A 13,986-nucleotide genomic window follows, 5' to 3' on the forward strand; every position below is an offset into this window, starting at 1 on the left:
TGGGCGGTTTGTACGCTCAGCTTTTTTCACCAATAATTATTCCGAATATTTTTTTAATAAAGGAGCTATTCCTGTAATGAAGAAATTTGAGGTTTGAAACAAAAAGAGCCCTCTTGGTATAGTACAGGGTGTCAATGCATTGACCCCGAATTAATAATTACCAAGGAGGACTCAAGATGAATTATACGCAAAATCGTAAAATCTCGCAAATTACACCATCAACATTAATTGTAGGCATTGATATCGCCAAAGACAAACACGTCGCTCGAGCTCAGGATGATCGAGGAATCGAATTTGGAAAAAGACTGATCTTTGAAAATCGCATACATGGCTATCAAAAACTGCTTGATTGGGTTTCGAGGCATCAAAAGGAACACCAAAAAACACATGTCATTTTTGGTGTTGAGCCGACCGGTCATTTCTGGCTGAGTCTAGCCTATTTCTTGACTGCTAAAGGTTATGACTTTGTCTTGGTCAATCCTATGCATGTCAAAAAAACTAAAGAGCTGGATGATAACTCTCCAACTAAAAACGATACGAAAGATGCACGTGTGATTGCACAGCTGATTAAAGATGGGCGATACTCCGTACCAAATCTCTTAGATGGCATCTATGCAGAGCTAAGAGAAGGCGTCAAATTAAGAGATCAGCTCATCCAGCAGCTTATGATCACAGAAGGTCGTATTCAAAATCACATCCAGCGTTACTTTCCGGAGTTTTTCGATGTATTTAAAGACTGGGAAGGAAAGGCAGCTCTTTGTACATTAAGAAACTTTCCATTCCCCTCTCAGATTAAAGAAATGACATCAGAAGAAGTTCTTGCGAAATGGAAACAAGAAGTAAACCGTGGTGTAGGAATCAAACGAGCTACAAAGTTAATAGAAGCAGCGAAAAAGAGCATTGGTATCCAAATTGGTATCAAGTTTGCTAAACGTGAATTGGATTATTTACTCGATCAATATGAGCTATACAAAGAGCAATTAGGACAGTTAGATAAGGATCTGGAAGCACTTGTAGTAACGATACCTGGAGCGAAGGAAATGATCAATATTCAAGGCTTAGGTCCTACAACAGTCGCGCTATTCTTCGCTGAGGTCGGGGATATAACAAAGTATAGTCATCCCCAGCAATTAGTAAATCTGGCAGGGCTGTCATTACGTGAACATAGTTCCGGGAAGTTTAAGGGGCAAACCAAGATCACAAAACGAGGACGAAGTCGATTGCGAAGAGCTTTATACTTGGCCATTCGTCCACTCGTTGCCCATAATCCAACGTTTAAAGCCCTGCATCAATACTACACAAAGCGTCCTGATCGACCTTTGAAGAAACAGCAGTCACTGATTGCCTTGTGTTGTAAATTACTACGTGTCTTATTTGTCATTGGTCAAAAACAGTGTGAATTTGATGGTTCAAAGTTATTGAGAGGTTTGCCTCAAATCGATTCATTACAGGCAGCTTAAGGCTTTATTAAGTTCATGAAATCATTTCAGAATACCGTAATTATCTCAAATGACAAACACCAATAGTGCAGAGTTGGAGCTTATTTATTCCATACGGGCATGTGACCCAGCAAAGGAGCATATCCAACCTCCACCTCATGGATACGCAGGACGAAGGAATGTATGGAATTCAATCCGGAGAGATGTGGGAGGGTTAGCGACCGTGAGTGATGTGGAGATGATGAAGCACGGTTATACCTTATTTTTACCAAATAAATACAATTTGGTTGATAGGATGCCCCCTACCATGTAAATTATTTAAAAAAATTCAACATATATCCATTAAATGAGGTGTGTATTCTATTAAGTGTCTATGAAATTTTGAGAAAAAGCGAGTATTCGGGAGAAAAATAAACTTTATTGAGGGAGGGAATATGATGACTGAAGAACAAAAAAACCTTGAGCAAATCATCGATGATTTGAACCATACTGTTCAAAAGCTCTCAGAACAAGTGGAGCAACTTCAAAAAGAGGTTGCTGTATTGAGGGAAAATCAAGACAAACCCGTTCTTAATCCTGCTATCATCGGTCAAATCGGCGGTTTTGTTCTAGGAGCTATCGTATTAATCGGTATTTTTTGGTGATCATTGAACTAAGGGTGCCGTTTCACAATCAATACGGCACCCTGATATAAGTTGCGCCGAAAGGCAAGATAATCATCCAACAGAATGGGGAACTTTCCTAGCGCAAATCCATTTTTTGTTTTTCCACAAATTCTTTCATATACATTCTGACTCTTCTGGAAAGCATATTGGACATTTGGCCCGTCCAAGTATCTTCTCGAACCCCTCCCGTTCTTTCTTTATAATAGTTGGCGACTACTTTGTTATATTCTTCTAAATCTTTTTGGATCTTTTCTTTATCGCTGTTATAAAGATTTTCTTGATAAACGTGATGAAGCGGAAGACGCGGCTTTTTATCCGTTTCCTGATCCGGATAGCCAACGGCCAATCCAAATAACGGTATCACCCTTTCAGGAATTTGCAAAAGCGCTTTCACTTCTTCGAGACGGTTGCGGAGTCCGCCGATATAACAAATGCCTAAGCCCATTGATTCTGCGGCAATCACAGCGTTTTGCGCCGCTAATGCCGTGTCTATTAAACTGACCATAAATTTCTCTGTGCTTTCAAGCGAAGGAATGACGTCTCTGCCTTCGATTTCACCAATAACCTCATGGCGATAAAGATCGGCGCAAAATACAAAAAAATGGCCATTTTCCGCTACATAAGGCTGATTTCCAGACAGTTCGGCCAACTTTTGTTTTTTATCCGTGTCTGTAACACCAATAATCGTATACGCCTGAATAAAACTGGAAGTAGAAGCTGACTGAGCGCAACGGACAATCGTTTCGATCTGTTCCGTAGTGAGCGGCTGCTTCTTAAACTTTCTTACAGACCGATGAGCCAAGATCGTTTCAATAGTGGTATTCAACGCTGCTACATCCCCTCTCTAAAGATAAAATAGAAACTTTTTCCTAAATGATTCTCTCCTGCAGTCATGAAAAGCTACATCACTTTCAGAACCTCGTTTTTAAAAAAACGGCGCAATCAAGAAAATCCTTCCGATCAAAGAGGACATATTCTTTCAATCTGTTGTTGAATCTCGTGATTACCGGACGATCAAAATGTCACGAGACAAAGGGAGAATGAATGAAATCTTTGCCATTCTCATTTGGTTGTGATAACGAACCAAAAAAAGCCAAATCCCCATTCACCTCCCGAAATCAAATGGAGCATACCTTATCCAGCTTTATGTATTACTATAACCCTTATCGGAAAAATTTCAAATGATTTAAAACAGAAAAAAGAAACAGGGACATGCCCGGTTTCTTATGTTAAATGAGGAAATTGCTGTTGTCTTAACGCTTCATATACTAAAATAGCCGCCGTATTCGATAAATTGAGAGCTCTTACTTTATCGTTCATAGGAATCCTCAAGCAACGCTCTTTGTTGGCTGCCAGCAATTCTTTCGGTAAACCGGTCGTTTCTTTTCCAAAGATAAAATAATGATTTTTGCTCGTATCGCTAAAATCAAACGAATTATAATATCGCTCGCCGAATTTCGTTATATAATAATATTCTCCATCCGGATTTTTCTCAAAAAATTCATCGAGTGAATCATAATAAATGATATTGACATATTTCCAATAATCAAGTCCGGCCCTTTTTAACATTTTGTCTTCCGTTGAAAAACCAAGCGGGCGGATTAAATGGAGTGTTGTATCCGTAGCCGCGCAAGTTCTAGAAATATTTCCTGTATTCGCAGGAATCTCTGGTTGATACAATACTACATGATTTGCCACAATGCTTTCACCTCTAAAATAAAGTCTGCCATTATTATAGCATATACGATTCCCCGTCAACTTTGATCGTTTATGGCAAAAAACTTATATTGAATGTTGGGAGTGTAAGCCGTTGAATCTTCATAGCTCCAATATCTCATGCGGCTATTGGAAGTATGAGCATTGACTAAAGGCATTCCATAGTCGTCTTTAGCGGTGACAATGGTCGTATGATCAAACCGTCCATCTCCTTGAAAATCGTAGCAAATCACGTCTCCCAGCTGCAATTCAGCGGCATTGCGGACTTCATTCGCTTTTAGCCCCGTCTTGGATCGGCCTAAATACATTCGAAACGAATGGGCGACCGACCAACTGTAACTCCACGAACCGTTTTGCATCCACCAGCCTTGGCCCCGATTCGGATATCCTCTCATCGGTGCGCCGCCGGCTTTTAAACATTGCGAAATAAAATTAGTACAATTGACATGAAACTTTTTGTAAGCGGGATTATAGCTATTCCACCATCTTTCCGCATATTGAACCGCTTTTAGCCGATTATATTCAAATCCCGCCCGCTCTGCTGTGTCTTCCCATTCTTCCATCGACTCAATCGAATATCTTTCGGTTTCCCAGGAGGGAATGATTTCTTCGTCCTTGATCACCGTTTGTTCCCAAAAAATAGCTTTTCGATGTTCTATTTCTTCTTCCATATAAAAAAAACGATTTTGTTTAATCAAATATTGTAAATGAAGAGTGTAAAACACTTCACGATCTGTTTTATGGATAATGTTTCCTTTTCCTTTCGCCTTTAAGATTTTCGCGTTTCGTCGTTCCAAAAGCTTTCGCTTTCTTTCCCATTTTTCATCGGAAACATTCCTCTGTTCATTTTCAACAACTTGTTCCAATCGATTTTGCAAAAGTTTTTGAAGCTGTGATTCCATAAAAAAATCCCTCCCCGTTAAAGCCTATGTGGCGATATCAGGGAAGAATCCACTAAAATCTCTAATTAGGAAGAAAAATATTGCAGCCCTTTCTCGATTTCTTTCAAAACATCGGGATCCGTTTCCGTTTGTTTCGCTTCCAAAAGCGCTGACTTTGCTTGATCGCCGCCTATTTTTCCAATCGCCCAAGCTGCGGTCCCCCGTATCACAGGACGAACATCTTTTTGCAAAACTTCCACTAAAGAAGGAATGGCAGTTTCTTCTTTAAAATGGGCAATGGCAATGATGGCATTCCGCTGGATTGGCTTTTTTCCTCTCCACGAGCCGGAAACCATGCCAAATTTCTCTTTAAATTCTTTATTGCTGATGTCAAGCAACGGTTCAAGCAATGGTTTTGCTGTTTCAGGATCCGGTTCCATTTCTTCGTGCAAATGAAAATCAATCCCTTTATTTTCAGGGCAGACGGTTTGACATGTATCACAGCCGTATAAGCGGTTGCCGATTTTATCTCGATATTCATCCGGAAGAAAATCCTTTGTTTGTGTAAGAAAAGCGATACACTTTTTAGCGTTTAACTGTCCTCCTTGAACCAAAGCCCCCGTCGGACAAGCGTCCAAACATTTTGTACATGTACCGCAGCGGCTTTCCAACGGCTGATCCGGCTCAAAAGGCAAATTGGTAATCATCTCTCCCAAATAAACGTAAGAACCAAATTCCGGGGTGATAATCGAACAATTTTTCCCGCTCCAGCCGATGCCCGCTCTTTCCGCTACAGCACGATCGGATAATTCGCCCGTATCGACCATCGATTTCATCCTGGCTTCTGGAACTTTGGAACGGATAAATTCCTCCAATTGTTCGAGGCGATTTCTTAAAATCACATGATAGTCCAATCCCCAAGAGGCTTTACAAAAAGTTCCACGTCGAAGCCCCTTTTTTCCTTTTGGCGTTTCTTTCATTTTTGATGGATAAGCCAACGCAATCGCGATAATGGATCGTGGCTGGTCAAATATCAAGGCGGGATTAGTGCGTTTATCGATATCAGGCTCCTCAAATCCCGATTGGAATTGAAGCTCCTGCTGACGGATCAGACGATTTTTCAATTCGGTAAAAGGCTCTGCAGAAGCAAAACCTATTTTATCGATGCCTATCTGTTTGCTATAGGCAATAATGTCCTGTTTTAATTGATTATAATCCATCACGGATCACCTTTCAGTCGAAAAAGAGAGTCGGCTATATTTTAACCATATAACAAAAAAACGCAATACTTTGTTTCTTACAAACAAAATACTGCGTTGATCACAATATGTATATGGAGCGGGTGATGGGAATCGAACCCACGACAACAGCTTGGAAGGCTGTGGTTTTACCACTAAACTACACCCGCAATTGCTATCGAACAATAATTATTGTACATGATCCGACAAGATTTTGCAAATATTTTTTTCGTTTTTTTTCTTTTTCGTTGATTTTCTTTTTCACCCCCATTACGGACAAAGTATAATGAGATGCAATAATCAATCCAAAGGAGGATAAAAATAGAAAACAAATCCGCTTTAAAAAAGCATTTATGTCAATTAGAACAAATGTTGTTAAAACCGGAAATTCGTTCAACTGACGATTTTTTTGAATCCGGAAATCCAGGGAATATTTGGCATAAAAAGGATTGTGTCGATGAGGGCGGACTTAGTATAAGGAAAATGACTCTTTATGATTTTGAGATAAATCCTTTATCAGAAAATGCCGTGTTACCGACATTTCGTGTAAAAGATGATACAAGAATGCAAGATACTTTACGCAGCTCGATTTGGAAATTTCGTGATGGAAGATGGCAAATGTTTTTCCATCAAGGAACGTTAATAAAATCGTAATCATGATTGTGGAGTCGTTGCAGAAATATTAGAGTGAGTTCTTTTGAAATATCAATATGAAAGGTCCTTGTGAATAAAAATATCTGCTTTCAAACTAGAATTTTTCTGAACTCCCGGACTATGTATGAAAGAGTTTATCGTGATTTCATTTGACTCGCTCAAGTTTCATATTGATTTTCTGTATATCATCCTCTAGCATAAAATACAAGTGACTAAGATTGTCCTAATAAATCAATTTGTCCGTAATGTGGGAGTGTTGTTCATGTTATCAGATATTGCCGTGAGAGATGCCGAATTCAGCGATTTGCCTGCCATTGTAGAGATATACAACTCTACCATTCCAAGCAGAATGGTAACGGCTGATTTAGAACCTGTTTCTGTTCAAAGCAAAACACAGTGGTTTAAAGAGCACTCTCCTTCTTCCAGACCTTTATGGGTAATAGACCATCAAGGAAAAATAGTCGGATGGTTGAGCTTTCAATCGTTTTATGGAAGACCGGCTTATCACTCGACAGCAGAAATCAGCATTTATCTTCACCCGGATTTCAGAGGAAAAGGACTTGGAAAATATATGCTCCAAAAAGCAATAGATGCTTGCCCAAGACTTCAAATAAAAACCTTGCTTGCGTTTATATTTGGACATAACAAGCCGAGCCTTCAACTTTTTTCACATTTTGAATTTGAAAAATGGGCCCACCTGCCAAACGTCGCAGAATTAGACGGCGTTGAAAAAGATTTAATCATTCTTGGGAAAAGAGTCACTCCATGACGCATCAAGGCTTAGCCGTTTATAGCGCAATAGATTTTCTCAAAATAACCGCTAAACTCAATATGTAAAGCAACCATTTCAGACACTGGTCAAAAGATGATACACTAATATATAAAAGGAATATTGGTCCATTTAGAGAATCATATAAATAAAACGAAACGATTGAAATCTCTGATCTTATCCACGCCACCTTGGCAGAAACACCGAATAAGCGCAAAGAATTGAAAACGGATAAGCCTTGAACTGCCGATGTATTTATTAAAACAAAGGCTATGGAATAACTCTGTTGATTTTTGATAAACCAGCTAACGTTACATGGTATAAGATAAAACATTTATTTGGATGTTTTATAATAGCAAAATTTAAAAATTGAATTCGTCTGAACAACATCGTTAAAAAGGGTTCTTTAACCATTCTCTTATGTCATTTTCAGCAAGTGAACCTGTTTTTCAAAAACGAACTGTATGCAAAAATAAAGATGGCTATACTTGTGTACACCGTGGTTCTAAACAAGTTATGCGTTTCGGTAAGTACAAGGTTAAATTCGGACTAAAAGAAATGGAAAATACAAAAGGGAATGGGTTGAATGGACAAAAAATTCGAAATATTAATGAAAGTGATGCCTTTCCTAAGTGGTCATTTTATCTTAGTCGGCTTGATTATGGCAATATTAAGTGTATTAGACCATAATGTACAAATATTTTGTTTATCTTTATTCCTGATTTTGCAATCCGTACTTGCATTAACATATACTAAGTTATTTAAAAAAATTTGGCAGAAATAACTTTCACTTTTAAGTTATTAAGATATTCACTGTTTAACTCACAAACCATTCATCAGTGAAGCCCTTTTTTAAAGGTTCCATTCAATTTTTAGATCAAAAAACAGAGCGGACCGGCACGCGAGAAACATCGGCTCATTGCACGCCATTTTAACACAAAACCCTCGACAATTCCTACTGAAGTCATCGAGGGCTAAGAAGTTTTTTCAAAAGATATTCATTTCTTGCGTCTGTTATATACTTAATTATTTTTAATTTTTTAATTTTGTTTAATGATTATTACGCATATAAATTGGAAGACCTAAAGCAGTTAAACCGAGACCACATAACGCTAGGATCGTTTGTGTGAATAAGGTGTTGATCACGATAAATAACCCGCCAATAATCGCTATGATAGGGATGACAGGATATAACGGCACCTTGTAAGGCCGCACAAGATTCGGTTCTTTTTTGCGCAAAATGATGACGGCAAGAAAAGTCATCGTATAGAATATCCATATCACAAACACTAACATATCCGTTAACGTATTAAATCCACCTATTAGCATCATCATGATCGCAACCAGCAAGATGAATATTCCGGAATTATACGGGATTCGCGTTTTATTTGATAACGTAGCAAACCATTTGCTAAAAGGCAATTGATCTTCTAATGCCATTGCATAAGGGATTCGCATTCCGGTCATTGTATATCCATTAATGCTGCCAAATACCGAAATTAAGATACCGATACTAACCAATTTTCCACCCATCGTACCAAAAAGAACGTTTGCTACATTAGACGCAGGTGTATCAGTCCCTGCAAGAGCTGTTGCCGGCATAACTAAGAGGAATGCAATATTAATTAATAAATAAACGACCATGACACTCGACAGCCCTACTATAATTGCTTTAGGCAAATCTTTCTTTGGATTTTTCATTTCTCCAGCGATATTCCCTACATGAATCCATCCATCATAAGCAAACATGGTTGCCAGCAATCCAGATCCAAGGGCCGATATAAAAGCTTTATCTTGTCCTGCTTCAATCGGGAACAGTTGAAAAGTTACATTCCCTTCGTGCAGCAATCCAAAAATAGAAATAAGAGCTAAAGGAAGTAATTTACATATAGTAAAAACAGTCTGAATGCTCCCAGCAGCTTTAGCACCTAAAAAGTTCATAAGGGTGATAAAGGTGGCTGTTAGAATCGCTATTCCCACAATCATCATTCTATGTTCATTCGCATTTAATCCAAACAGACTAACCGTTTGGGTTCCGAAAATAATCGCAAGTGCAGCAATGTTGGCTGGAAAGTAAATAATCGTTTGTGCCCACCCCAATAAAAATGCCGTTAAATTGCCATATGTACGCTTTAAATAGGCCATCATGCCGCCTGTTTCCGGAATGGCTGCCGATAATTCAGCTGCCGTTAATCCTGCACAAATAGTTAACACTCCTCCAATCAGCCATGCAAGCAGCCCTAAACTTGCTGTCCCGGTGGCACCATATACTGCAGTTGGCTTAAAAAAAACACCGGCTCCAATTACAGTGCCAATAACTGTAGTTAAAGCAGCCAAGAAACCAATTTCTTTTTTTAGCTCCTGTTGTGACAAAGTACTCACTCCTGTTTTATTGTGTTTAAGATATATGACTTTTAAGACTTGCACAAACAACAGTCATGATACACATAAAATCTCTAAAAGAAAAGGGCATTTGGTAAATTATCATTTCTACACAAAATGCCCCATTTTACTGAATATTATTTATGGTTTGAAACAAAAAAGATAAGTACTTTTCATAAAATTTCGTTTTTTAAGCAGAAAGTTTTCTTTTTCTATCTCAACTATTGTCATCAATAAAATTCATGAAATGTCCGCTATGTTGGGATAACCTTATTAAAATAATGAAAAGAAGCTGAATAAGGGAATCATCATGATCGTGACGCTTTTGTTTGAAAGAGTTTGATGCCTAACCCTATAAAAACAATCCCCGTTAATTTGTTTAATAAGTCTGCTATCTTTGCATTTTCTCTTAGTTTTTTAGTCGCGAATGAAGCAAAATAAGCAATGATAAAACACCAAATAGTGCCTGTCATGATAAACGAAATTCCTAAAAGAATAAAAGGAACGGGGCCATAAGGATTATCAGGACGAATAAATTGCGGAAGAAAAGAAATAAAGAATAGCGCTACTTTTGGATTTGTAACATTGGTTAAAACTCCCTGCATGTATATCTTTTTTAATTCCATGTTCTGTAATGCTGAAGATTCAAAATTCATCGGTGATTTTTGACGCAACATTCTTATGCCAAGATAAATCAAGTAAGCAGCACCAATTAATTTTATGGCTGTGAATAGCACAATAGATTTTGCCAAAATAATCGATAGACCAAAAGCGGCTAATAAAGTATGGATGAAAGCACCCGTTGAAATTCCAAGGACAGAGTAATAGCCTGCTTTTCTGCCTTGTGATGTACTTCGGCTGATAATGTACATGGTGTCAGTCCCGGGAGTTACGTTTAATAATAAGGACGTAAGCAAATAAATACCGTAACCAGTTATTCCAAACATTCGCACACCTTCTTTTCCATTAACTTTATCTCCCCGCTAGAATGTCAATGAAAGCGATGAGAAACAAAACCTTTTGGTTCGCCGCCAAAACAAGTTCTAAGAGTAACAAAGTATGTAAAACTTATACAAACGCTTCAATTTGTTGATATATTATCTTTGCAGTTTCATATTCCGTTCCATTATTTTTGCCAATTCTGCTGACTGATATTGGCCGCTTGTTTTTAAGCCATTTATAACATTTTTTTGCCTTTCTATTGAGTGATTCTGGCTCAATTTCCATTTTCCTTCCATCTTGTTTATTAAGATTTCAAATACAACTATCCCATTCAGTAAGCCATCTATAAATTCATCATCAAATGGAGTGTCCCAAGGGTCGGGCATAGATGATTCATAAAAATGAACCGTCTTTTCCATCCGTTCCACCATTTCTTCTTTTTTCTCTATGATTTGAACGGTCCCATATACATGGACTGCTACATAATTCCAAGTAGGCACCGTGTTAGGATCTTTATACCAAGAAGCGGAGATATAAGCGTGGGGACCTTGAAAGACGACAAGAACCTCTTTGCCGTTTAATTTTTTCCAATGAGGATTCTGTTTCGCCATATGGCTAATCAACACACCTTTATCCCCCGTTTTTTCATCCAGGAAAAAAGGCAAATGCGTTGCTGACGGCCCGCTTTCTTCCTGAGAAAATAAAATTCCAAAACTGTTACCTTTAATAAAATCTACTAATCTTGATTGATCATTGACCCTAAAAGCTGTTGGTATGTACATTCCAATTTCCCTCCATAATTTTTAATAATTATACACACAGGTAAATATAAATGCAAAAATAATTCTATCAGATCTGTTTTCGCTATAGCCGCCTATACATCGCTTCGCACCTCAAAATTCAGTTCTTTTAAAGACTTTAGTTCGAATTTTCAATATGATAAACTTTCACTTTATGCCAAATAGCTTTCCAATTCTTTTTCGTTATCCGTTCTTCGTAAACCTTTGCTAGTTCTTTTAACTCTTTAAAATAGGGAGTCGGCTTTACTTCCAATTTCACCACGTCATTTATTCCCCAAGGAGCATCCAAGAGGCTGTCCTCTTTTTCATCCAATTTTACTCCTAAAGAGGTTGCTGTTTCTGGAAACTTGGATATCGCATCGATGGAAGAATACTATTGATAACGTGCATCCTTGCCTCATTTTTCACTGACCAAGGAATGTCAGGGAGGATATATTTCTTAATCTCATTTCTAACTTCTTTTCTTCTAATTCGTCCGTATTGCCATCATCAAAATAGATGACATCGATATCTGAAATAGGCGTTCTTTCTTTAAAGCCGTGTAACACATCCCATATTTTCGAACGAACAAATCCGGCACAGACCCACCAATCAGGTAAATGCAATGATTTTACTGCTCTTAATATATCCATCATCCACTCATCTTCTTTTATCAGTTGAATGATCTCTTTCTCATTTTGAATCATCACCCTTCATCCCCTCCCATCAAACGTATACTTCTATCATTATAAAAGCAAAATACGTCTCCGGCAGTACACCTTATTATGCAGTCCCATTCAATTTACCTAGCCGTTTATAAAACTTTCGGTTCTCGAGATCATAAATTTTCCTTCCAATTCCATAGACTGTTACTGTACCCATATCAAGCGCACAAAAAAAGACTTCTGCAATGGTAGAAGTCTCTTGAAAAAAGAATGGAATAGGATTGCCGGTGTTTAGAGTCAACTTGCACACCAAAAAGGGAAGATGACTTTAAATCGTCCTCGTCTGCCATTTTCCTGTAGAAAGGAAGGCTTATGAAAATGGTTCCAGTCGTGCATTTCTTCGATTTTTACGATTTTGAATCCTTTTACCCCTCAATCAATTAAAAAGCGTTTAGCAAAATATCGTCAGGAACGATTAAATTTGGTTCAGTAGATTCAATGATTTCCTCAACTGTATATCCTTTTGCGACTTCCACTAGCTTTAATCCTTCTTTTGTGACATCGATTACGGCTCGGTCCGTAATAATCCGGTTGACGACACCTTGTCCTGTTAATGGCAAGGAGCATTTTTTTAGAATTTTCGGTTCACCATATTTATTCGTATGTTCCATAATCACGACAATCCGCTTGGCACCATGGACCAAATCCATGGCTCCCCCCATCCCTTTAATCATTTTTCCGGGTATCATCCAGTTAGCCAAATCTCCTGTTTCAGAAACTTCCATGCCCCCGAGAATCGCTAAATCAAGATGCCCGCCTCGAATCATGGCAAAAGATTCTGCACTGCTAAAATAAGATGCCCCCTTTATAGCCGTCACGGTTTCTTTTCCCGCATTAATGAGATCCGGATCTACTTCTTCTTTCTTGGGATAAGGACCTATTCCTAGTAAACCGTTCTCTGACTGCAATACGATCTGTTTATGTTCGGAAACATAGTTCGCGACCAACGTCGGCATCCCTATCCCTAAATTCACGTAATATCCGTCTTGGATTTCCTTTTCCGCCCTGCGAGCAATTCTTTCACGTATTTTCGTTTTATCTTCTTTCACCACCATGTTTTGCATCCCTCCTCTTTAGGTAAATCCATCACTTCTTAACGGCTGACGGTTAATCGTTCTATTCGTTTTTCTTGTTTTCCGACTACAAGATGTTGAACATAAATTCCCGGCGTATGAATTTGATCCGGATCGAGTTCACCGATTTCGTATAATTCTTCTACTTCCGCAATCGTTACTTTTCCGGCTGCTGCCATCATAGGATTGAAGTTTCTAGCCGTCTTGTTGTAAATAAGATTTCCCATTTTGTCTCCTTTTGCAGCCCTAACCAAGCTAAAATCGGCCGTCATCCCGTATTCCAATAAATATTTCTTGTTTTGGAAGGTTCTGACTTCACGTCCTTCCGCAATGGGGGTGCCTACACCAGCAGGAGTATAGAATGCAGGAATTCCAGCTCCTCCTGCTCTAATTCTTTCCGCCAATGTTCCCTGCGGAATCAGTTCCACTTCCACTTCTCCCGATAAAACTTGTCTTTCAAATTCTTTATTTTCCCCAACATAAGAACCGATGATTTTTTTGATCTGTTTATTTCTTAAAAGCAGCCCCAATCCCCAATCATCTACACCACAGTTATTAGAAATCACTGTTAAATCTTTTACACCCGATTCGGCGAGCGCTTTAATCAAATTTTCAGGAATCCCTACGAGACCGAAACCGCCCACCATAATAGTCATGCCGTCTTGAATATCTTGAATCGCCTCTTCAAAACTATTAAATATCGTTTTCATGTTCTTTCCGGAC

The 13,986-nt window shown here is 38.5% G+C and carries 14 protein-coding genes, 1 tRNA gene and 2 pseudogenes; 6 read left to right on the forward strand and 11 right to left on the reverse strand.

What is annotated here, in order from left to right; translation table 11 throughout:
- The first annotated feature begins 176 nt into the window (after window positions 1-176).
- Window positions 177-1,460, forward strand: a complete 1,284-nt coding sequence (locus N1I86_RS04830) for an IS110 family transposase (RefSeq protein WP_270584767.1) — start codon at window positions 177-179, stop codon at window positions 1,458-1,460.
- 416 nt (window positions 1,461-1,876) lie between these two features.
- Entirely contained in the window at window positions 1,877-2,083 is a 207-nt protein-coding gene (locus tag N1I86_RS04835; RefSeq protein ID WP_412677288.1) for a hypothetical protein, read from the forward strand.
- A 97-nt stretch (window positions 2,084-2,180) separates the two neighbouring features.
- Here N1I86_RS04835 and nfsA read toward each other — a convergent pair whose 3' ends face one another.
- From nfsA to N1I86_RS04860, 5 genes are all read right to left on the reverse strand, one after another.
- Window positions 2,181-2,930 carry an oxygen-insensitive NADPH nitroreductase gene (gene nfsA, locus N1I86_RS04840; protein WP_341095227.1) on the reverse strand — a complete coding sequence of 250 codons (750 nt, stop codon included), beginning with the start codon at window positions 2,928-2,930 and terminating at the stop codon, window positions 2,181-2,183.
- A gap of 398 nt (window positions 2,931-3,328) precedes the next feature.
- Complete coding sequence (trmL, locus tag N1I86_RS04845) at window positions 3,329-3,802, reverse strand: tRNA (uridine(34)/cytosine(34)/5-carboxymethylaminomethyluridine(34)-2'-O)-methyltransferase TrmL (protein ID WP_327824899.1); 474 nt, start codon at window positions 3,800-3,802, stop codon at window positions 3,329-3,331.
- A gap of 56 nt (window positions 3,803-3,858) precedes the next feature.
- The gene (locus N1I86_RS04850; RefSeq protein WP_341095229.1) at window positions 3,859-4,722 is read right to left on the reverse strand and encodes an amidase domain-containing protein; all 864 of its coding nucleotides are present in this window, start codon (window positions 4,720-4,722) and stop codon (window positions 3,859-3,861) included.
- A gap of 65 nt (window positions 4,723-4,787) precedes the next feature.
- A complete protein-coding gene (queG, locus tag N1I86_RS04855) occupies window positions 4,788-5,921 on the reverse strand; it encodes a tRNA epoxyqueuosine(34) reductase QueG (protein ID WP_341095231.1) in 1,134 nt (377 codons plus the stop codon).
- Between the two features lie 114 nt (window positions 5,922-6,035).
- A tRNA-Gly gene (locus tag N1I86_RS04860) sits at window positions 6,036-6,109 on the reverse strand.
- Between the two features lie 151 nt (window positions 6,110-6,260).
- Here N1I86_RS04860 and N1I86_RS04865 point away from each other — a divergent pair.
- The 4 genes and pseudogenes from N1I86_RS04865 (at window position 6,261) to N1I86_RS04880 (ending at window position 8,146) form a co-directional block, all read left to right on the forward strand.
- Entirely contained in the window at window positions 6,261-6,593 is a 333-nt protein-coding gene (locus N1I86_RS04865) for a nuclear transport factor 2 family protein (RefSeq protein WP_340397129.1), read from the forward strand.
- Window positions 6,594-6,855: 262 nt separating this feature from the next.
- Window positions 6,856-7,362 carry a GNAT family N-acetyltransferase gene (locus N1I86_RS04870; RefSeq protein ID WP_341095233.1) on the forward strand — a complete coding sequence of 169 codons (507 nt, stop codon included), beginning with the start codon at window positions 6,856-6,858 and terminating at the stop codon, window positions 7,360-7,362.
- 369 nt (window positions 7,363-7,731) lie between these two features.
- Window positions 7,732-7,935, forward strand: a pseudogene (locus tag N1I86_RS04875) (IS1595 family transposase); the annotation flags it as partial.
- A 13-nt stretch (window positions 7,936-7,948) separates the two neighbouring features.
- Window positions 7,949-8,146, forward strand: coding sequence for a hypothetical protein (locus N1I86_RS04880; protein WP_341095235.1), 198 nt, complete (start codon window positions 7,949-7,951; stop codon window positions 8,144-8,146).
- 266 nt (window positions 8,147-8,412) lie between these two features.
- On the opposite strand, the gene N1I86_RS04885 is transcribed toward N1I86_RS04880, so the two are convergent.
- The 6 genes and pseudogenes from N1I86_RS04885 to N1I86_RS04910 all read right to left on the reverse strand — a co-directional run bounded on the left by N1I86_RS04885 (window position 8,413) and on the right by N1I86_RS04910 (window position 13,973).
- The gene (locus tag N1I86_RS04885) at window positions 8,413-9,735 is read right to left on the reverse strand and encodes an APC family permease (protein WP_341095237.1); all 1,323 of its coding nucleotides are present in this window, start codon (window positions 9,733-9,735) and stop codon (window positions 8,413-8,415) included.
- Window positions 9,736-10,052: 317 nt separating this feature from the next.
- Entirely contained in the window at window positions 10,053-10,691 is a 639-nt protein-coding gene (locus tag N1I86_RS04890; protein ID WP_341095238.1) for a LysE family translocator, read from the reverse strand.
- A 150-nt stretch (window positions 10,692-10,841) separates the two neighbouring features.
- Window positions 10,842-11,468: an FMN-binding negative transcriptional regulator gene (locus N1I86_RS04895; RefSeq protein WP_341095239.1), complete on the reverse strand. Its 627-nt coding sequence runs from the start codon at window positions 11,466-11,468 to the stop codon at window positions 10,842-10,844.
- A 136-nt stretch (window positions 11,469-11,604) separates the two neighbouring features.
- Window positions 11,605-12,175 (reverse strand): annotated as a pseudogene (locus tag N1I86_RS04900) (nucleotidyltransferase family protein).
- A 395-nt stretch (window positions 12,176-12,570) separates the two neighbouring features.
- Window positions 12,571-13,245, reverse strand: a complete 675-nt coding sequence (locus N1I86_RS04905) for a CoA transferase subunit B (RefSeq protein WP_341097250.1) — start codon at window positions 13,243-13,245, stop codon at window positions 12,571-12,573.
- Window positions 13,246-13,283: 38 nt separating this feature from the next.
- On the reverse strand, window positions 13,284-13,973 hold the full coding sequence (locus N1I86_RS04910; protein ID WP_341095240.1) for a CoA transferase subunit A: 690 nt from the start codon (window positions 13,971-13,973) through the stop codon (window positions 13,284-13,286).
- Window positions 13,974-13,986: the final 13 nt, after the last annotated feature.

The organism is Bacillus sp. FSL W8-0116 (genome assembly GCF_038003825.1).
GTDB lineage: Bacteria > Bacillota > Bacilli > Bacillales > DSM-4216 > Bacillus_O > Bacillus_O smithii.

Bases quoted from the DNA above. Each gene is read 5' to 3' on its own strand.
- N1I86_RS04895 (WP_341095239.1), bottom strand. From the start codon at position 11,468: ATGTACATACCAACAGCTTTTAGGGTCAATGATCAATCAAGATTAGTA.
- N1I86_RS04910 (WP_341095240.1), bottom strand. From the start codon at position 13,973: ATGAAAACGATATTTAATAGTTTTGAAGAGGCGATTCAAGATATTCAA.
- N1I86_RS04890 (WP_341095238.1), bottom strand. From the start codon at position 10,691: ATGTTTGGAATAACTGGTTACGGTATTTATTTGCTTACGTCCTTATTA.
- N1I86_RS04835 (WP_412677288.1), top strand. From the start codon at position 1,877: ATGACTGAAGAACAAAAAAACCTTGAGCAAATCATCGATGATTTGAAC.
- N1I86_RS04870 (WP_341095233.1), top strand. From the start codon at position 6,856: ATGTTATCAGATATTGCCGTGAGAGATGCCGAATTCAGCGATTTGCCT.
- N1I86_RS04880 (WP_341095235.1), top strand. From the start codon at position 7,949: ATGGACAAAAAATTCGAAATATTAATGAAAGTGATGCCTTTCCTAAGT.
- N1I86_RS04850 (WP_341095229.1), bottom strand. From the start codon at position 4,722: ATGGAATCACAGCTTCAAAAACTTTTGCAAAATCGATTGGAACAAGTT.
- queG (WP_341095231.1), bottom strand. From the start codon at position 5,921: ATGGATTATAATCAATTAAAACAGGACATTATTGCCTATAGCAAACAG.
- N1I86_RS04830 (WP_270584767.1), top strand. From the start codon at position 177: ATGAATTATACGCAAAATCGTAAAATCTCGCAAATTACACCATCAACA.
- N1I86_RS04905 (WP_341097250.1), bottom strand. From the start codon at position 13,245: ATGGTGGTGAAAGAAGATAAAACGAAAATACGTGAAAGAATTGCTCGC.